We start from the raw sequence: 18444 nt of genomic DNA on the forward strand, positions 1-18444 counted from the left end.
TTGTGCGCTCGTGACCACAGATCATCAGGTTGAGGTTCAGCTCGACGCCACCACCCGCACCGCGAAGGTCAAGTGGGTGATCGTCGCCGATCCCTCGCTCGGGCCGGGGCTCGTCGCCAACGCCACCGCGTGCCTGGGCGCCGCGGTGGGCAAGGTCCTGCCGTCGCTGCTCGGCCCGGAGGTCGCGGACGCCTCCGGGCGCCCGCACGCCGGGCTGCCGTGGACCGGCTGCTCGATCCTGGCCGCGGACGCCGTCAAGCTGCTGCAGATCCGCACGAAGGCCGCGAACCGGGAGGGGATCTTCGTCGCCGACATGTCGAAGCACGCGCAGGCCAGCCGGTCCTACGTGGAGTACACCGAGGCGATGGCGGGTACCGAGGAGGAGGCCTTCGAGTACTACGCCGTGAGCCTGGTGGGACCGCGGAACAAGATCGACAAACTGGTCGGCGGACTCCCACTGCTGCGCTGAGGCGGGAAGCTCTAGGCTCACTGCGACAAAACGGAAAGACTTCAGCAGGGGGTCAGCGTGTCGGCAAGTGGCGGAACGAAGGCGATCGTCGCGGCTCTGATCGCCAACGCCGGGATCGCCGCGGCGAAGTTCGTCGGGTTCCTGATCACCGGATCGTCGTCGATGCTCGCCGAGTCGGTGCACTCGGTCGCCGACACGTCCAACCAGGGCCTGCTCCTGCTGGGCCAGCGCCAGGCGCGGCGGCGGGCCACGCGGGAGCACCCGTTCGGTTTCGGGCGGGAGCGGTACTTCTGGTCGTTCGTCGTCGCGCTGATGCTGTTCACGCTCGGTTCGGTGTTCGCGCTCTACGAGGGCATCCACAAGATCGAGCACCCGGAACCGCTGACCAGCCCGCTGGTCGCGGTCGGCATCCTGGTCGTCGCGATCGGCCTGGAGACCTACAGCTTCCGGACCGCGATCACGGAGTCCCGCAAGATCAAGGGCGACGCGACCTGGTGGCAGTTCATCCGCCAGTCGCGCACCCCGGAGCTGCCGGTCGTGCTGCTGGAGGACGCCGGCGCCCTGTTCGGCCTGGTCTTCGCGCTGATGGGCGTCGGGCTGTCGGTGGTGACCGGCGAGCCGGTGTGGGACGGCATCGGCACCGTGATGATCGGTGTCCTGCTCGGCATCATCGCGATCATCCTGATCGTCGAGATGAAGAGCCTGCTGATCGGCGAGGGCGCCACCGACCGCGAGCTGGACAGCATCTGCGAGGCCCTGACCGGCGGCCGGGTCGACCGCGTGATCCACATCCGCACCCAGTACCTGGGCCCGGACGAACTGCTGGTCGCCGCGAAGCTCGCGCTCGCCCCGCGTCTGGAGCTGTCGGAGGTGGCCGGCGAGATCGACTCCGCGGAGGCCCGGGTGCGCGAGCGGGTGCCGTCCGCGCGGCTGATCTACCTGGAGCCGGACCTGGATCGTCAACTCGTCTGACCTCCGATTCGCTCGCCTCACCCGTTCGCGTTAGGGTGACCAACCGGACCTGAGACCCAGGACACCGGGAGGAGACACCCTTGCCAGGTAACGGGCTGTGGCGCACGAAGTCGATTGAGCAGTCCATAAAGGACACCGACGAGCCGGATACCAGGCTGCGGCGCAGCCTGTCCGCTTGGGACCTGACGGTGTTCGGGGTCGCGGTCGTGATCGGCGCCGGCATCTTCACGCTGACCGCGCGCACCGCCGGTGACTACGCCGGCCCGTCGGTGTCGCTGGCGTTCGTGTTCGCCGCGATCGCGTGCGGTCTCGCCGCGCTGTGCTACGCGGAGTTCGCCTCGACCGTGCCGGTCGCGGGCAGTGCGTACACGTTCTCGTACGCGACGTTCGGCGAGTTCATGGCCTGGATCATCGGCTGGGACCTGGTGCTGGAACTCGCCGTCGGCGCGGCCGCGGTGTCCAAGGGCTGGTCGGCGTACCTGGAGACGGTGCTCGGCTACATCGTCGGCGACGGGGCGAAGACGAGCTTCGCCATCGGCGGCGTCACGGTGGACTGGGGTGCATTGATCCTGGTGATCGCGCTGGCCCTGGTGCTCACGATGGGCACGAAGCTGTCGTCCCGGGTCTCCATGGTGATCACCGCGATCAAGGTCGGCATCGTGCTGTTCGTGATCGTGCTCGGCCTGTTCTACGTCAAGGGCGCCAACTACACGCCCTACATCCCGCCGGCCGCGGAGGCGGCCGCCGGCGAGTCGGGCGTGGACCAGTCGCTGTTCTCGGTCATCGCGGGCGGGGCGAGCAGCTCGTTCGGCCCGTTCGGGCTGCTGGCCGCTGCCTCGCTGGTGTTCTTCGCGTTCATCGGGTTCGACATCGTCGCCACCACGGCGGAGGAGACGAAGAACCCGCAGCGCTCGGTGCCGCGCGGCATCTTCGGCTCGCTGGCGATCGTCACCGTGCTGTACGTGGCGGTGTCGCTGGTGGTCGTCGGCATGGTGCCCTACACCGACCTGGCGACCGACGCCGGCGACGGCAGCCACAAGACGCTGGCGACCGCGTTCGCCGCGAACGGCGTCAACTGGGCGGCGAACGTCATCTCGGTCGGCGCGCTGGCCGGTCTGACCACCGTGGTGATGGTGCTGATGCTCGGCCAGGTCCGGGTGCTGTACGCGATGTCGCGGGACGGCCTGCTGCCGCGCTCGCTGGCCCGCGCGAGCGACCGCGGCACCCCGGCCCGCGCGACCGTTCTGGTCGGCCTGCTGGTCGCGGTGGCGGCGACGTTCTTCCCGGCGAACAAGCTGGAGGAGATGGTCAACGTCGGCACGCTGTTCGCGTTCGTGCTGGTGTCGGCGGGTGTGCTGGTGCTGCGCCGGACGCGGCCGGACCTGCCGCGCTCGTTCCGGGTGCCGTGGGTGCCGGTGGTGCCGATCCTCGCGATCCTGGCGTGCCTCTGGCTGATGCTGAACCTGACGGTGCTGACCTGGCTGCGGTTCCTGGCGTGGATGGCGCTCGGCGTGGTCATCTACTTCGTCTACAGCCGCCGGCACTCGCTGCTGGGCAAGCGCCAGGCGACGGAGACGCCGCTGCCGGTGGACGGCGCCGACCCGACGAAGCCGTGAGACCGTAGCGAACAGGCCCCCTCGCGCGGAGGGGGCCTTTTCGTTGTGCTCAGCGGGCGAAGTTCAGGTGGAACCGGGGGAGGTCGGGGAACAGGGGAACCTGCTCGGCCTCCCCGCGGGCCGGCTTGCCCGGCGTCTCCAGGCCGGCCGCGATCGCCACCGCCTGGTCCCATTCCGGGTCCACCAGGTAGTCCGCGTGCCCCAGCACCCCGGCGGTCCACCGGCGCGCACCGGATGGCGGGTGCACCGGGTCGGGTAGCCAGTGGTCGCCGCCCAGGACGAGGGCTCCGGTCGCGCCCGCGGCGGCCGGCGGGAGCGCGCCCCAGCCGCCGTCGGGCAGGTAGCCCTCGCCGGTGAGCTTGTCGCCGTCGACCTGGTGCCGCCACGTCGTCACGCCGCCGCCGAAGATGTCCGTGCCGCGTGCCAGCCCGCGCCACCGCCCGTCCAGCGACCCGTACAGCGCGGCGAGCGCGGCGTGCGGCAGCACCGCGGGGAACGCGCGCTGGTACCCCCACTGCAGCGGTGACCCCGCGCTGAGCAGGCCGACCCGTTCCCGGTCGGCCGGCGAGACGCTGTGCACGAGCCGCGCGGCCGCGATCACCGCCAGGACACTGCCCAGCTTCTCGCCGCCCAGCACGACACGCGTGTTCGGCTCGGCCAGGTGCTCCTTCGCGCGGGCCGCGAGGTCCGGCACCACCTTCAGCGCGTAGCACGGCGGGATCGCCGGGTGCGCCGCCCGCGGCCAGAAGCACACGAGATCGGCCAGCGCCCCGAGGTGCCGGTTGCGCCCGGGCTTCGTCGCCGCGGTGTAGACGACCCGCAGCAACCCGACGGCCAGCACGCCGAGCCCGAACACCCCGGCCGCGGACAGCGGGTCGAGCCAGCCGGGCAGCGTGCCGAAGCCGTACCAGGCCACCAGCAGCGCGGCCGCGCCGAGGGACAGGCCCGCGATCACGCCGAGCGCGAGGTGGTGCAGGTGCCGCCGTTCCCACGCGGACCGGGCCCACGCGGCGGCCGCGGCCTGCTCGTCCGCCGGGGATTGCAGCATCCGCACGATCGCGGGCACCCCGCGCGACCGCCGTCGCAGCGGCACGCCCACGGCGAACCCGAGCACGCCGAGCACGATCGCCAGCACCAGGCCGCCACCCCACAGCGCGGTCACCAGCCGGTAGCTGTCCGGCAGGCGGAGGTCACCGGCCCCGGACAGCCGCCGCAACCCGGTCGCCAGCCACGCGCCGAACCCGGCGCCGAGCAGCGCCGCGAGCGCCAGCGCGGGCGCCGCCGCCCAGCCACCGGCCCACGGGCGCAGCCGCTTCGGCAGCTCGCGCCAGGTCCGGCGGGCCAGCAGCGCCGCGGGTACCAGCAGCAACGCGAACACCAGCCACGCGCCGATCAGCGCCGCGCCGACGCCTTCGACGGTGGCGTCCGAGCCGGTGGGCACCGCACCGCGCACGCCGACCGCGACCAGCAACGCGACCGCCACGAACAGCAGCCCGCCGCGTGCCCACCCCGGCAGGTCCCGCGCCCCGGACGCCGACGTGACGAGCGCGACCCCGGTCAGCACGAGCGAAGCGGCCCACAGCAGCCGCCCGGACACGTCGCCGGGCACGTCCAGCGGCCCGCCGACGGCGAGCAGCGCGACGGTGCTCAGCGCGGCGACGGTGTGCACGCAGCGCAGCACGGGCGAGTCCGTGTCGCCGCGCAGCACGTCACCGGGCAGCGTGTCGCCGGGCGGCGGTGGCGTGTGCGCGCGGACCGTCCAGTTCGTCCCGGACACCCGGTACAGCACGAGGACCACCAGCGCCACCGGCAGCAGCCCCGCGGCCAGGCGGACCTGCTCGACGTCGCGCATCCAGCCCGGCAGCCCGGTCAGGCAGCGGCGGCCGGGCGCCAGGCACTGCGCGGCGAACAGGTCGAGCGTGATGACCGCGCCCTGCGCGACGAGCAGCATCGTCAGCAGCAGCGCGGCGATCCGCAGCACACCCCGGCACAGCCCGCCGAGCACGGCCGCCGCGCGGCTGCCCGCCGGCACCGGCGGCAGCATCCAGTGCGCCACGTTGGCCAGCGAGAACGGGAACAGCAGCGCCCACGCCGCCTTCGCCGCGCCCCCGGAGGTCATGCCGCTCCACAGGTACCCCTCCAGCGTGCGCGGCACCGACCGGCCGAGCGCCTGCAGCACCGGGCCGGGCGCCGGGCGCCGCAGCCGGTCCGACGGGCGGATGACCCGGCCCACCCCGTCCCCGGCGACCTCCACCGTCCCGGCCGCGTCGAGCAGCTGCTCACCGCTGGTGCCGGACAGGCCCGGCACGCGTAGTTCGACCACTCGGGTGTCGGGGCCAGGAAGCGGCACGTCGGCTGTCTCCTTTTCCGGGTGTCCTGCGATGAACGGACAACGGTACTGTTCAGGTGGAGTCGATCGTTGGAGGAAATGCCGCTATGACCCCCGAAAGCGTTGCGAAGTGGCACGACACCCGCAACGGGGTGGAATTCGCCGTCGCGGACCTGGAGCTGGCCGAGTTCGGCCGCAAGGAGATCCGGCTGGCCGAGCACGAGATGCCGGGGCTGATGGCGCTGCGCCGTGAGTACGCGGAGGTGAACCCCCTGCGTGGTGCGCGGGTGTCGGGTTCGCTGCACATGACGGTGCAGACCGCGGTGCTGATCGAGACGCTGGTCTCGCTGGGTGCTGAGGTCCGGTGGGCGTCCTGCAACATCTTTTCCACGCAGGACCATGCCGCGGCCGCGGTGGTGGTGGGCCCGCACGGGACTCCGGAGGCGCCGCGGGGGGTGCCGGTGTTCGCCTGGAAGGGTGAGTCGCTGGAGGAGTACTGGTGGTGCACCGAGCGGATGCTGACCTGGGACGACGGTGAGGGTCCGAACATGATCCTCGACGACGGTGGGGACGCGACGCTGCTGGTGCACAAGGGCACCCAGTACGAGGCGGCCGGGGTGGTGCCGCAGCCCGACGACAACGACTCCGAGGAGTGGAAGGTCGTGCTGGAGCTGCTGCGGGCGTCGCTGGCGGCGGACGGGCAGAAGTGGACCCGGATCGGCCAGGGTGTGCGTGGCGTGACCGAGGAGACCACCACCGGCGTGCTGCGGCTGTACCAGCTGGCGGCGGCGGGTGAGCTGCTGTTCCCGGCGATCAACGTCAACGACTCGGTGACCAAGTCGAAGTTCGACAACCGCTACGGCATCCGGCACTCGCTGATCGACGGCATCAACCGGGGCACGGACGTGCTGATCGGCGGCAAGGTCGCCGTGGTGTGCGGGTACGGCGATGTGGGCAAGGGTGCGGCGGAGTCGCTGTCCGGGCAGGGCGCGCGGGTGATCGTGACCGAGATCGACCCGATCTGCGCGTTGCAGGCGGCGATGGACGGCTACCAGGTCAAGACGCTGGAGTCGGCGCTGCCGGAGGCCGACATCGTGATCACCACGACCGGGAACAAGGACGTGGTGATGGCCGAGCACATGGCGCGGATGAAGCACCAGACGATCGTGGGCAACATCGGCCACTTCGACAACGAGATCGACATGGCCGGCCTGGCGCGGTACCCGGGTATCCGGCGGATCAACATCAAGCCGCAGGTCGACGAGTGGGTCTTCCCGGACGGGCACAGCGTGCTGGTGCTGTCCGAGGGCCGGCTGCTGAACCTGGGCAACGCGACCGGGCACCCGTCGTTCGTGATGTCGAACTCCTTCTCCAACCAGGTGATCGCGCAGATCGAGCTGTTCACCAAGCACGAGGAGTACGACAAGGAGGTCTACCGCCTGCCGAAGAAGCTGGACGAGAAGGTGGCGCGCATCCACCTCCAGGCGCTGGGCGGCGAGCTGACCAAGCTGACCAAGGACCAGGCCGAGTACATCGACGTCGACGTCGAGGGCCCGTTCAAGTCCGAGCACTACCGCTACTGACCGCGTACGGCCACTCTGCGGTGCTATCATCGGGGCTTGCCCGTGATAGCATCGCAGTATGCGGCAGATGATCACGCGCATCGACGACGAGCTGCACGCCCGCGTGAAGGCGAAAGCCGAGGCGGAGGGGCGCAGTGTGAACGAGTTCGTCACCGAGCTCCTCAAGGCGGCGGTCGATCGCCCCGAGTCCCGCGCGGAACGCAAGCGACGCCTGCTCGCCGAAGGCAAGATCGTTTCGTTCGCTCCCGAGGGGCCAGTGCCCACCCGCGAGCAACTCGACGAGGTCCTGAAGGGCAGCGGAACCGCCGTCAGTGAGGCCCTGGACTGGTCGCGAGGCGAGTGGTGACGGTCTTCTACGCCGACACCAGCGCGGTCGTCCGGGCGTTCCTCCCCGACGAGCCCGAGCACGAGCAGATGATCGAGCTGCTCCTGGACAACGAAGACCTGGTGCTGACGAGCGAGCTGACACGGGTCGAGTTCGCCAGTGCGATGGCGACCGCGTGGAACAACGGCCGGATCCGCGACACCAAGCTCGCGCTCGCGCGCTTCGACGCCGAAGCCGGTGGGGAGGGCGCGTTGAGCCTCGTCCCGTTCGCGCCGCAGGTGATCATGCCGGCGGCGTACCGGCTGGTGTCCGACCACCACGCGCTCCGGACGCTCGACGCGATCCACCTGGCCGTCGCACTGCACGACACGACCGGACTGGCCGACGGGGAGTCCGTCGTGATGGTCACCCGCGACCAGCGCCAGGCCGACGCCGCGAAGGCGCACGGTCTCGAAGTCCGCTGACCGCCGCCCGATAACCTGGGCGCGTGGGACGGCTGGTGGTCATCGAGGGGCTCGACGGTGCGGGCAAGCGCACCCTGACCGACGGCCTCACCAAGGCACTGCACGACCAGGGCCACACGGTCACCACCCAGGCCTTCCCCCGGTACGGCCGCAGCGTGCACGCCGACCTCATCCACGAGGGCCTGCACCGCCGCCACGGTGACCTCACCGATTCCGTCTACGGCATGGGCCTGCTCTACGCCCTCGACCGCCGCGATGCCGCCGCCGACCTGCGCCGCGACCTGGCCACCCACGACGTCGTCCTGCTCGACCGGTACGTCGCCTCCAACGCCGCCTACGGCGCGGCCCGCCTGCGGCAGCACGCGGACGGCGAGTTCGTCCGGTGGGTGCGCGAGATCGAGATCGACCGCTTCGCCCTGCCGCTGCCGGACGCCCAGATCCTGCTGCGCGTGCCGCCCGCCGTGGCCGCCGAGCGGGCCGAGCGCCGCGCCTCGGCCGACGCCGGGCGAGCCAAGGACGCCTTCGAGTCCGACGACGACCTGCAGTCCCGCTGCGCCGCCGTCTACGACGAGCTGGCGGCGGTGTCCTGGTTGTCCGGTTGGCACGTGGTGGACGGCGCGGCGGGCGTCGACCACGCCCGGCTCGTCGCCGCGCTCGTCCATCCGGGGTAACGGGCGTGCGGGTCCGTGAGCCGTTCGCAGGGTCGGCCGTCACGAACGGTCTCCGTAGTGCGAATATGTGGTCATGAAGGCACGTGTGTTGGTCGTCGACGACGACCCCGCTCTCGCGGAGATGCTCACCATCGTGCTGCGCGGCGAGGGGTTCGACACCGCGGTGGTGGCGGACGGCTCCCGGGCGCTGCCCGCCCTGCGGGAGCTGAAGCCCGATCTCGTGCTGTTCGACCTGATGCTGCCCGGCATGAACGGCATCGACGTCTGCAAGGCGATCCGGGCCGAGTCGGGTGTGCCGATCGTCATGCTCACCGCGAAGAGCGACACGGTCGACATCGTGCTGGGCCTGGAGTCCGGCGCCGACGACTACGTGGTCAAGCCGTTCAAGCCGAAGGAGCTGGTCGCCCGCGTGCGCGCCCGGCTGCGGCGCACCGAGGCCGAGCCGGCCGAGACGCTGACCATCGGTGACCTGGCCATCGATGTGCCCGGCCACGAGGTGACCCGGGAGGGCAAGTCCATCCCGCTCACCCCGCTGGAGTTCGACCTGCTGGTCGCGCTGGCCCGCAAGCCGCGCCAGGTGTTCACCCGCGAGGTCCTGCTCGAGCAGGTCTGGGGCTACCGGCACGCGGCCGACACCCGCCTGGTCAACGTGCACGTCCAGCGGTTGCGCTCGAAGGTCGAGAAGGACCCCGAGCACCCCGAGGTCGTCCTGACCGTCCGCGGCGTCGGGTACAAGGCGGGCCCGCCGTAACAGCGAAATGAAGCGAAGAGTCCTGGCCTTCGTCCGCGCGGTGCTGCGGCTGGCCCCCCGCGCGGGTGCCTACGCCCGCGGTCGCGCCGTCGCGTTCGGCGTGCTGTGGCGGCGGTCGCTGCAGTTCAAGGTGACCGTGTCGACGCTCGCCCTGTCCTCGGCGGTGGGGCTCGTGCTGGGCATGGTGCTGCAGAACCAGATCACCCAGCGGCTCACCGACACCAAGCGGCAGGCCGCGGTCGCGCAGACCCTGCAGGTCGTGCGCACCGCGGAGAACGAGCTGGTCGGCATCAGCGACCAGGACGCGCTGGCCGACCGGCTGCAGAACGCGCTGAAGAAGATCACCAGCAGCTCGTCGGAGGACCAGGGCACCGCGGCGTCGGCGGCCGGCGCGTTCGAGCCGGTGCTGACCGCGGGCGGGGAGGACTCGACCGACTCGGCCGGCCCGATCACGAAGGTGCCGGACGGCCTGCAGCGGTTCGTCGAGAACAACCAGGTCGCCTGGCAGATCAACACCGACACCGACGCGGACGGCACCCGCACCACCCACCTGATCGTCGGCGCGCCGGTCACCAGCACCGGCCGCCCGATCCAGCTGTACCTGCTGTTCCCGATGACCGCGGAGCAGAGCACGGTCCAGACGGTGCAGAACACGCTGCTGGTCGGTGGCCTGGTGCTGCTCGCGCTGCTGGCCGGCATCGCGAACCTGGTCACCCGCCAGGTCGTGCGCCCGGTGCGGCAGGCCGCGGCGGCCGCGGCCCGGTTCGCGGGCGGTGAGCTGGACGAACGGCTGCCGGTGACGGGCGAGGACGACCTGTCGAAACTCGCCGTGTCCTACAACGAGATGGCCGCGAGCATCCAGCACCAGATCCGGCAGCTGGAGGAGTTCGGCACGTTGCAGCGCCGGTTCACCTCGGACGTCTCGCACGAGCTGCGCACCCCGCTGACCACCGTGCGGATGGCGGCGGACGTGCTGCACGCCTCGCGTGAGCAGTTCCCCGCCGGCCTGGCCCGGTCCACCGAGCTGCTGGTCGACGAGCTGGACCGGTTCGAGGCGCTGCTCGGCGACCTGCTGGAGATCAGCAGGCTGGACGCCGGTGTCGAGGAGCTGGCGGCCGAGTTCATCGACGTGTCGTCGATCGCGCGGCGGGCGGTCGAGCAGGTGCGGGTGATCGCGGGCAACGCGGAGACCGAGATCGAGCTGGAGCTGCCGGAGGAGGAGACGCTCGCCGAGATCGACGCGCGGCGCGTCGAGCGGATCCTGCGCAACCTGCTGGCCAACGCGGTCGACCACAGCGAGGGCAACCCGGTGCGGCTCACGCTGGCGGCGAACGAGCACGCCGTGGCGATCACGGTGCGGGACCACGGTGTCGGCCTGCGGCCCGGTGAGGCGGACCTGGTGTTCAACCGGTTCTGGCGCGCGGACCCGTCCCGCAACCGCCGCACCGGCGGCACCGGCCTGGGGCTGGCGATCAGCCACGAGGACGCGCGCCTGCACGGCGGTCAGCTGGAGGCGTGGGGCGCGCCGGGGCAGGGGGCGTGCTTCCGGCTGACGCTGCCGCGCAAGCAGGGCGAGCCGTTCGAGGAGAGCCCGCTGCCGCTGGTGCCGGACGACGCGCCGGCGACCAACGGCCACCTGCAGGTCGGGCTGCCCACCGAGTACACGATCACGATCGGCGAGATGCGCAAGGAGGACGTGTGAAGCTCCTGCCGCGGCTGTTCGCCCTGCTGGCCTGTCTCGTGCTGGCCGCCGGTTGCGCGAACGTCCCCGAGGAGTCGCAGCCCGTCGCCGTTCCGCAGCAGGAGCTGGGGCAGCCGGTCAACCCGGACGTGCCGCAGCCGGCGAAGGACCTGGACGCGTTGACCGTCGTCCGCGACTTCGTCCGCGCGAGCGCCCAGCCGATCAGCAACAACGCCGCCGCGCGCATGTACCTCGACGAGGCCGCGGGCAAGGCGTGGACGCCCGGCAAGGTCATCACGATCATCGACGACGTGTTCGCGACCGTCCCGGCGAGCGGCGCGGACACCACGGCGAACCCGAACGAGGTCAACGTCGTGCTGCGCGGCACCGGCCTGGGCACGCTGCGTGAGGACGGCGCGTTCATCTCGCTGCGCACGCCGGTCGAGCTGAAGCTGCTGGTGCGGCGGCAGTCCGACGGGCAGTGGCGGATCACGAACCCGCCGCCGAACCTGGTGATGCCCTACAGCGACTTCACCGCGAACTACGTGCGGGTTCAGGCGTTCTTCTTCGCGCAGGACTCGAACACGGTGGTGCCGGACCTGCGGTACGTGGCGGGCAAACCGCAGACCGGGCTGGCCGGGCGCGTGGTCGGGCTGCTGCTGGCCGGGCCGTCGGCCAGCCTGGCCGGGGCGGTGCGGAACCTGCTGCCGGAGGACGCGAACACCGAGGGCAACGTGACGACCGCGCCGGACGGTGAGGGCGTGGTGCCGCTGACCGGGGTGGCGGACCAGACGGCGGACGTGCGGCGGCTGATCGCGGCGCAGATCGTGCTGTCGTTGCAGTCGGTGACGACGAACCGGGTGCGGCTGTTGTCCGACGGTGCGCCGCTGGTGGACGGGCACGAGGACTGGGTGCCGAGCGACCTGCCGTCCTACACGGCGCTGGCGTCGCCGAGCGCGGACCAGCCCGGGCTGGTGACGGTGAACGGGCGGGTGCGGTCGCTGGGTGACGGTTCGCTGATCTCGGGTCCGGCCGGGCAGGGCAGCGGTTACCAGGTGGCGAGCGCGGCGCAGTCGATCGACGGCCGTCAGCTGGCGATCGTCGAGTACGCCGATGGGCGGCAGCGGTTGCGGGTGGGCCAGTTCGGGCGGGAGGCCGCGGCGGTCGACCTGGCTGGCGCGACGATGACCCGGCCCACCTGGCGGCCCACGGCCACGGCGGACGGTTCGGGCGAGGTGTGGACCGTCGTGGACGGGCAGACGGTGGTCCGCGCGCTGCGGACGCCGGACGGCAGCTGGGTGCCGCAGGTGGTGAACGCGGACGAGATCCTCCAGGTGGGGCCGATCAGCGTGCTGCGGTTGTCCCGGGACGGCGCGCGGGCGGCGGTGGTCGCCGGCGGGCAGCTGCTGGTGGCGTCCGTGGTGCGCACCCAGGACTCGGTGACGCTGCGCGCGCCGCGGATCCTGCAGGGCGGCACGCTGGGCGGGGTCGTGGACGTCGACTGGCTCAGCCAGGACACCCTGGTCGCCGCGACGACCATGCCGTCACAACCGGTGGTCAAGATCCCGATCGACGGCCTGCGGCTGGACCCGTTCAACATCTCGAACCTGACACTCCCGGTCCACGCGATCACCGCCGCACCGGGCCGGTCGATAGTCGTGGCGGACGACGGAGGCCTCTGGACAGCCTCCGACGTGGGCGAGGTGTGGCGCCCACACCCCCACAGCTTCGGCGGCAACGCGTCACCGTTCTACCCGGGCTGAACTTTTGCCGGGGCCGAACGGCTGGCGGCGCTGTGGGGGATGTGGCGGAGGTGCTTGGGCGGGGCGCGTCTGCGGGCAGGGCGGGTCGCGCTCATCCGGATCCCGCTGCTCTGGAGTATTGCCGCAGGTACTTGGGCTGGGCGAGCGCGCCGACATCCGGCCGGCGGATCGCGTCCGCCCGGGCTGAGCCTGTCCGGTAGAACGGCCGGCGGCGTTTCTGGAGCAGGCGCCAGTTGTGTTCGGATCGGGGGTTTCTACCCGGGCAGCGGCGGCTCGCCATCACCCCGGGGCGTTTTCGTCGTTCTGGATCACCTGCCGGCGTGCTGGGCGCGAGCACGTCGGTGTCGGCCTGGGGGTGCCGTTCTGCCCGAGCTGGGTCTGCCCTGGCAAAACGCTCGGCCGCGCTCACCCGGGGACGATCCCGCCGATCACGCGCCGGGGCGCTAGTGCTCGGCGAGCGGATCGCCGTTCTGCCCGGGCTGAGCCGGCCCGGGCAGAACGGCGGGTCGCGTCACCGGGGGATGATCTCGCCGCTCTGGATCACGTGCCGGAAGTGCTTCGGCTCGGCGAGTGCGCCGATGTCGGCCAGCGGGTCGCCGTCCACCACCAGCAGGTCGGCGAACGAACCCGGCCGCAGCGTGCCGATCTCGCCCGCCATGTTCACCAGCTCCGCGGCCACCGTCGTGGCGGAACGGATGATCTCCAGCGGCGACTGCACCTCGGCCCGCAGGCGGAACTCGTGGTTCTGGTGCCGGTGCATCCCGCCCAGCAGGTCCGTCCCGTACACGATCCGCACGCCACCCCGCGCGGCCCGCTCCAGCGCGGCCAGCCCGGCGCCCAGCACCTCGTCGACCTTGCGCCAGCTCGCCTCGGGCAGCCCGAACTCGCGGCCCTCCTGCTTGAGCGCCCAGTACGTGACCAGCGTCGGGACCAGGAACGCGTCGTGCTCGCGGAACAGCTCCACGCTGCGGTCGTCGATCAGGTTGCCGTGCTCGATCGACCGCACACCCAGCTCCAGCGCCCGGTTCACGGCCCGCGCGGTGTAGGCGTGGGCGGCGACGTAGCGGTTCGCCGCCTCCGCCTCCTCCACGATCGCACGCAGCTCGTCGGCCGAGTACTGGGTCGAGTCGATGCGGTCGGTGGGCGAGGCGACCCCGCCGGAGGCCATCACCTTGATGTGGTGGGCGCCCTTGCGCAGCTCGTCCCGCGCTGCCTCGCGCACCGCGTCCACCCCGTCCGCGATCCGGCCCAGCCCGGCGCAGCACGGGTGGTCGTCGTGCACGCGGGTGCCGCGGTTGCGGTTGTCGCCGTGCCCGCCGGTCTGGCTCAGTGCCCGCCCGCAGAACAACAGCCGCGGCCCGCGGAACAGCCCTTCGGCCTGCGCGTCGGCCAAGCCGTAGTCGGCGCCGGACGCGTCCCGCACCGTGGTGAACCCGCGGTCCAGCATCCGGCCCATGGTGTGGGCGCTCTGCAGGGCCACGTAGGACGGTGCGGTGGACGGCAGCGAGCCCAGGTCCGCGGTCGAGGCGGTGACGTGCACGTGCGCGTCGATCAACCCCGGCAGCACCACCGCGCCGCGCACGTCCTCGATCCGGGCGTCCCCCGCGCTCAGGCCGCGGCCGGTCTCGGCGATGCGGCCGTCCGCGCACCGCAGGTCGCCCTCGGTGTACTCACCCGTCTCCGGATCCAGCAGGGTCGCGTTGCGCAGCAACAGGTTCCCGCTCATCGTGCGTCCACCACCTTCCGCAGGGCCGGGACGGCCAGCGGCGCCAGCTCCACCGCCGCGGCCACCGACGCCTCGTCGTACTTTCCTTCCGCGTCGAGGATGTTCAGGGCGCCCAGCGTCCGGCCGTCGTCGACGACCGGCACGTTGATCACCGCGCCGCAGCCGAGCGATTCGATCAGCCCGGCGTCGGCGAACACCGCCCGCACCGCGTCGCGGTCGGCGCCCAGGTAGGGCTGCTGCAGCTCGACGCACTGCCGGAGCCAGCCCGCGGAGATCTCCACGGTCTTCTCCCCACCGACCGGGTACTGCTCGGGGTGGTTGCTGTAGACGCGGCGCATCGCGCGGCGCTCGGGGAACCAGGCGAGCACGGTGAACAGCCGTGCGCCGACGGCTTCCGCCACTCGTTCTTCCACTGTGGACAGATCGGTCACTTGGTCATCTCCTTCGTGGCGGCGACGGGCGCGCCCTCCTCGGTCAGTTCCTCCAGCGAGCGCCCGGCCGTGGACAGGCCGAACACCATCACGCACAGCACGCCGATCGCGAGCACCGCGGTGGTCAGGCCGAACACCCCGCCGAACCCGAGGCTCGCCGCGAAGACGCCGATGATCGAGGGCGCGAGAATGCTGCCGACGCGGCCGAACGCGCTGGACAGGCCGGTTCCGGTGGCGCGGATCCAGGTCGGGAACACCTCGGGCGTGTAGGAGTAGACGCCGGCGTAGGTGCCGTTGAGGAAGAACGACAGCACGGCGCCGGCCAGCGTGATCGACCACGGCGCGTTCATCTGGCTGAGCCAGAACGCACTCACCGCGGAGCCGGTCAGGTACAGCGCGATGGTGTGCTTGCGGTCGAGGCGTTCGGACAGCCAGGCGGCGGAGAAGTACCCGGGCACCTGGGCGAGGTAGATGATGATCGAGAACTCGAAGCTCTTGGTCACCGTGATGCCGCGTTCGATCAGCAGCGTCGGGATCCACGAGAAGAAGCCGTAGTACGAGAACGTGATGACGAACCAGACCGCCCAGATCACCGCGGTGCGACGCGCCATCTTGCGGCTCCACAGGAACTTCAGCGCGGTGAACAGGCCGACCTTCGGCGTCCTGGTGAGCGGTTCGGTGACCGATTCCGGTACCGGCGGCAGGGGTTTGCCGGTGGCCTTCTCGACGTCCCGCTCGATCTTCGCGACCACCCGTTCGGCTTCTTCGGCGCGGCCCTGGGTGAGCAGGAACCGCGGCGACTCCGGCAGCGAACGACGCCACCACAGCAGCAGCACGATCGGCAGCGCGGTGATCACCTGCGCGATGCGCCAGCCCTCGGGCAGCGTGGACACCACGAACCGGCCGAGCAGCGCGGCCGCGACGAACCCGAACGAGAAGAACCCGGCGAGCGCCCCGACGAACCAGCCGCGCCGCTTGGCCGGCACGAACTCGGACAGGAACGGCGCGATGATCGCGCTTTCCGCCCCGGCCCCGGTACCGGCCAGCACCCGCGCCGCCAGGAAGACCTCGTAGTTCGGCGCGAACGCGGCGACCACCGAGAAGACCGCGTAGAAGGCGAGCGCGTACATCATGACCTTCTTGCGGCCGATGCGGTCGCCGAGCAGGCCGGCCGCGATCGCGCCGAAGAGGAACCCGAACGGGGTGGCCGAGCCGATGAGGCCGAGTTCGCCGTTGCTCAGGCCCCAAGCCTCCTTCGCGCTGGGCAGGAGGAACGCGACGACGGCCGAGTCCATGCCGTCGAAGGTGTAGCCGAGCCCGCCGATCAGCAGGAGGAGGTAGTGCGGACGGCTCAGCGGGAGCCGGTCGAGTCGTGCCAGCAGGGTCATGACACGCCTTCCGTTGAGGTGGGGGAGGGATGGTCGGGTCAACATAAACTGCAAATCGGAGGAACTGCAATACGCTTTGCATGTCTGTAACACCTTTCAGGTGGGATACGGTGTGCGCGGCAGGAGGGCTGGCGGTGGCGGACGAGGGTCTCGAGGAGTGGCTGCGCGAGCGGATGCCGCCGCGGGGGTTGCGGCCGAAGTCCGCGGCGGTGGTCGACGTGCTGGTCTCGCAGCCCAGGCAGGCGTCGTTCGGTTCGACGAGTGACCTGGCCCGGCTGGCCGGGGTCAACGTCGCGACGGTCACCCGGACGGCGCAGGCGCTCGGGTTCGCCGGCTGGCCCGCGTTGCAACAGGAGTTGCGGGCGCGGTACCTGTCGTCGTTGAGCGCGCCCCAGGTCGCCGAAGAGCACCACAGCGCCGGCTCGCCGGCGTCCGCGTCGTTGCGGCGCGACCTCGACAGCCTGGCCCTGGTGAACCGGCGTTTCGACGAGGACGAGATCCGCGCGGTCGCGGAAGCGGTGGCCGCGGCCCGGCGGACGACGGTCATCGCGGACGGCAGCTACGCCGCCGTCGGCATCGCCTTCGCGCACAACGCACGCCTGGCCGGGTACGACGTGCACGCGGTGACCGCGGGGGACGCCGAACTGGCCAACGCCACGGCGAAGCTCACCGCCGACGACGTCCTGGTGGCGATCAGCTTCTGGCGGCTGTACGAGAGCACCGTCCGCGCGGCGAACGAGGCCCATGACCGGGGCGCGCGGGTGTTCGCGATCAGCGATGCCGCGAGCCCGGCCCTGGCGGGTGCCGCCGAGCGGGTGTTGATGGTTCCGGCCGAGGGGGTCACCTTCTTTCCGTCGTTGACCGCGGGAATGGCCCTGGTGCAGGCGATCGTGGCCCAGCTGGCCGCGGTCGATCCGCAGCGCACGAACAGTTCCATCGAGGCGGCCGAGGCGATGTGGTCCCGTTTCGAGTTGCTGCACCGCCGGCCCGTGAGCAGCCGCCACCCGCAGGGCGGTTGAGCGGGTGTTGTCTTCGGGGGTGGGCGGTTGTCGCCTGGGGGTTTGGGCGGTTGCCGCTTTCGGGCTGGGTTGTTGCAGCCTTTGGGGTGGTTGATCGGCTGTTGCCTCTTGGGGTCGGCGAGTGGCGGCCGCTGGTGCCTCCGGGACCGTTGCCTACTGCCTGCCCGTCACTAGCCGGCACCCGGCCGGGCGGCCGCCGCCCTCCAGGCGGGGAGGGTGTCGCCGCCACCACGACGGTTGGGCACCGCCGTTGCGCGGCTGATCCCGCCGTTGGGGCGGCTGATCCCGCCGTTGGGGCGGCTGATCCCGCCGTTTGGCGCTGCCGCCGCCGCACGTTCGTGCGCGGTGTTACCCGTGCCCGGTGGAGCGTGCTCGCCACGGGTGACGGACGGCGAGTCTTTCGGTCAGCTCGCTGACGTCAGTACCAGTGCTGCGCTCACCTCCCAGCCCGCGGAGGCGAGCGTCCGGGTGCAGGCGGCGATCGTCGCGCCGGTGGTGATCTCGTCGTCGAGCAGGACGACCGGTGTGCGGGGTGGTGGGTGGCCCCGTGGATCGAGCCGGAGGCGGCCCGCGAGGTTCTGGGCCCGTTGGTCGCGGTCGAGCCCCACCGCGTCCCGGGCGCGCGACGACAAGCCCAGCGCCGGGGCGACGGCGGCCGCATGGCCTGCCAGGGCCAGGTGTGCGGCGCACCGGCGGGCCAGGCGGAGAAGGTGCGCGCCACCTCGTCGCCGGGACGCCGAGCGGCGGGACGGCGCCGGGACCAGCCACCACGTGCCGTCCGGGGCTGCCCTGGCCTCGGGGAGATGGGGCAGGGCGCCGGCCAGTGCGCGGCCCAGCGGATCGGCCAGGTCGCGCCTGCCGCGCTCCTTGTAGGCCAGCACCAGGCGGCGCGGGGTGCCGCCGTAGGGAGCCAGCGCGTAGACCGGCACCCCGGCCGCCCCGCGGGGCGCCGGGTGCGGGCGCGCGAGTTCGAGCAGGCAGGCCGCACAGCAGGCGGCGCCGGCCACGCCGCAGCCGGCGCACAGCGCGGGGAGGAGCAGGTCGAGGGCAAGGGTTCCGAGGTTCATGCGGAGAGTGTGCGGAGGGGGACCGACAGTTCCGGGCGCTCCGGCGACCAGCGGAGGGGGATTAGATCAAATGGAGCAACGGCCGCGCCGCTGGCAGCGGTGGGGCGGTGGGTGGTGGTCGCCTGGTCCTGGGCTTGGAGGTGGGGCCGGTGGCTGCGTCGGTCCTGGGCTTGGAGGTGGGGCGGTGGC

At 71.8% G+C, this 18444-nt stretch carries 16 protein-coding genes; 11 read left to right on the forward strand and 5 right to left on the reverse strand.

What is annotated here, in order from left to right; translation table 11 throughout:
- Positions 1–10 precede the first annotated feature (10 nt).
- The 3 genes from D0D28_RS23710 to D0D28_RS23720 all read left to right on the forward strand — a co-directional run bounded on the left by D0D28_RS23710 (position 11) and on the right by D0D28_RS23720 (position 3057).
- Positions 11–469, forward strand: coding sequence for a DUF2000 domain-containing protein (locus D0D28_RS23710; protein WP_094004748.1), 459 nt, complete (start codon positions 11–13; stop codon positions 467–469).
- A 57-nt stretch (positions 470–526) separates the two neighbouring features.
- Positions 527–1441, forward strand: a complete 915-nt coding sequence (locus tag D0D28_RS23715; protein ID WP_094004749.1) for a cation diffusion facilitator family transporter — start codon at positions 527–529, stop codon at positions 1439–1441.
- A gap of 80 nt (positions 1442–1521) precedes the next feature.
- Positions 1522–3057, forward strand: a complete 1536-nt coding sequence (locus D0D28_RS23720) for an amino acid permease (RefSeq protein ID WP_116112488.1) — start codon at positions 1522–1524, stop codon at positions 3055–3057.
- 49 nt (positions 3058–3106) lie between these two features.
- Here D0D28_RS23720 and D0D28_RS23725 read toward each other — a convergent pair whose 3' ends face one another.
- Positions 3107–5407: a hypothetical protein gene (locus D0D28_RS23725; RefSeq protein WP_162831168.1), complete on the reverse strand. Its 2301-nt coding sequence runs from the start codon at positions 5405–5407 to the stop codon at positions 3107–3109.
- Between the two features lie 86 nt (positions 5408–5493).
- On the opposite strand from D0D28_RS23725, the gene ahcY reads away from it, so the two are divergent.
- The 7 genes from ahcY (at position 5494) to D0D28_RS23760 (ending at position 12624) form a co-directional block, all read left to right on the forward strand.
- Positions 5494–6969: an adenosylhomocysteinase gene (gene ahcY, locus D0D28_RS23730; protein WP_116112493.1), complete on the forward strand. Its 1476-nt coding sequence runs from the start codon at positions 5494–5496 to the stop codon at positions 6967–6969.
- A 58-nt stretch (positions 6970–7027) separates the two neighbouring features.
- Positions 7028–7315 (forward strand): toxin-antitoxin system HicB family antitoxin, encoded by a 288-nt coding sequence (locus D0D28_RS23735; RefSeq protein ID WP_116112496.1) that lies wholly within the window; start codon positions 7028–7030, stop codon positions 7313–7315.
- Positions 7312–7758, forward strand: a complete 447-nt coding sequence (locus D0D28_RS23740; protein WP_240323324.1) for a type II toxin-antitoxin system VapC family toxin — start codon at positions 7312–7314, stop codon at positions 7756–7758. Before D0D28_RS23735 ends, D0D28_RS23740 begins: the two co-directional genes overlap by 4 nt.
- Positions 7759–7781: 23 nt before the next feature.
- Positions 7782–8429, forward strand: a complete 648-nt coding sequence (locus D0D28_RS23745; protein WP_116112500.1) for a dTMP kinase — start codon at positions 7782–7784, stop codon at positions 8427–8429.
- Between the two features lie 73 nt (positions 8430–8502).
- Entirely contained in the window at positions 8503–9180 is a 678-nt protein-coding gene (mtrA, locus tag D0D28_RS23750) for an MtrAB system response regulator MtrA (RefSeq protein WP_116112503.1), read from the forward strand.
- Between the two features lie 7 nt (positions 9181–9187).
- Complete coding sequence (gene mtrB / locus D0D28_RS23755) at positions 9188–10882, forward strand: MtrAB system histidine kinase MtrB (protein WP_240323325.1); 1695 nt, start codon at positions 9188–9190, stop codon at positions 10880–10882.
- Positions 10879–12624: an LpqB family beta-propeller domain-containing protein gene (locus D0D28_RS23760; RefSeq protein ID WP_116112508.1), complete on the forward strand. Its 1746-nt coding sequence runs from the start codon at positions 10879–10881 to the stop codon at positions 12622–12624. Before mtrB ends, D0D28_RS23760 begins: the two co-directional genes overlap by 4 nt.
- 511 nt (positions 12625–13135) lie before the next feature.
- Here the strand turns inward: D0D28_RS23760 and D0D28_RS23765 are convergent.
- Genes D0D28_RS23765 through D0D28_RS23775 form a run of 3 tightly spaced genes read right to left on the reverse strand, consistent with a single transcriptional unit; the run spans position 13136 to position 16169 of the window.
- Positions 13136–14350, reverse strand: a complete 1215-nt coding sequence (locus D0D28_RS23765; RefSeq protein WP_094008935.1) for a metal-dependent hydrolase family protein — start codon at positions 14348–14350, stop codon at positions 13136–13138.
- The gene (locus tag D0D28_RS23770) at positions 14347–14781 is read right to left on the reverse strand and encodes a GAF domain-containing protein (protein WP_094008936.1); all 435 of its coding nucleotides are present in this window, start codon (positions 14779–14781) and stop codon (positions 14347–14349) included. The genes D0D28_RS23765 and D0D28_RS23770 overlap by 4 nt, the downstream gene beginning before the upstream one ends.
- Entirely contained in the window at positions 14778–16169 is a 1392-nt protein-coding gene (locus D0D28_RS23775; RefSeq protein WP_094008937.1) for an MFS transporter, read from the reverse strand. The genes D0D28_RS23770 and D0D28_RS23775 overlap by 4 nt, the downstream gene beginning before the upstream one ends.
- Before the next feature lie 173 nt (positions 16170–16342).
- Here D0D28_RS23775 and D0D28_RS23780 point away from each other — a divergent pair, with 173 nt between their 5' ends.
- Positions 16343–17188 (forward strand): MurR/RpiR family transcriptional regulator, encoded by an 846-nt coding sequence (locus D0D28_RS23780; RefSeq protein WP_233157541.1) that lies wholly within the window; start codon positions 16343–16345, stop codon positions 17186–17188.
- A gap of 404 nt (positions 17189–17592) precedes the next feature.
- On the opposite strand, the gene D0D28_RS23785 is transcribed toward D0D28_RS23780, so the two are convergent.
- Positions 17593–18255, reverse strand: a complete 663-nt coding sequence (locus tag D0D28_RS23785) for a ComF family protein (protein WP_116112514.1) — start codon at positions 18253–18255, stop codon at positions 17593–17595.
- Positions 18256–18444: the final 189 nt, after the last annotated feature.

It is taken from the genome of Amycolatopsis ruanii (genome assembly GCF_003385175.1).
Classification (GTDB): Bacteria; Actinomycetota; Actinomycetes; order Mycobacteriales; family Pseudonocardiaceae; genus Amycolatopsis_E; species Amycolatopsis_E thermalba.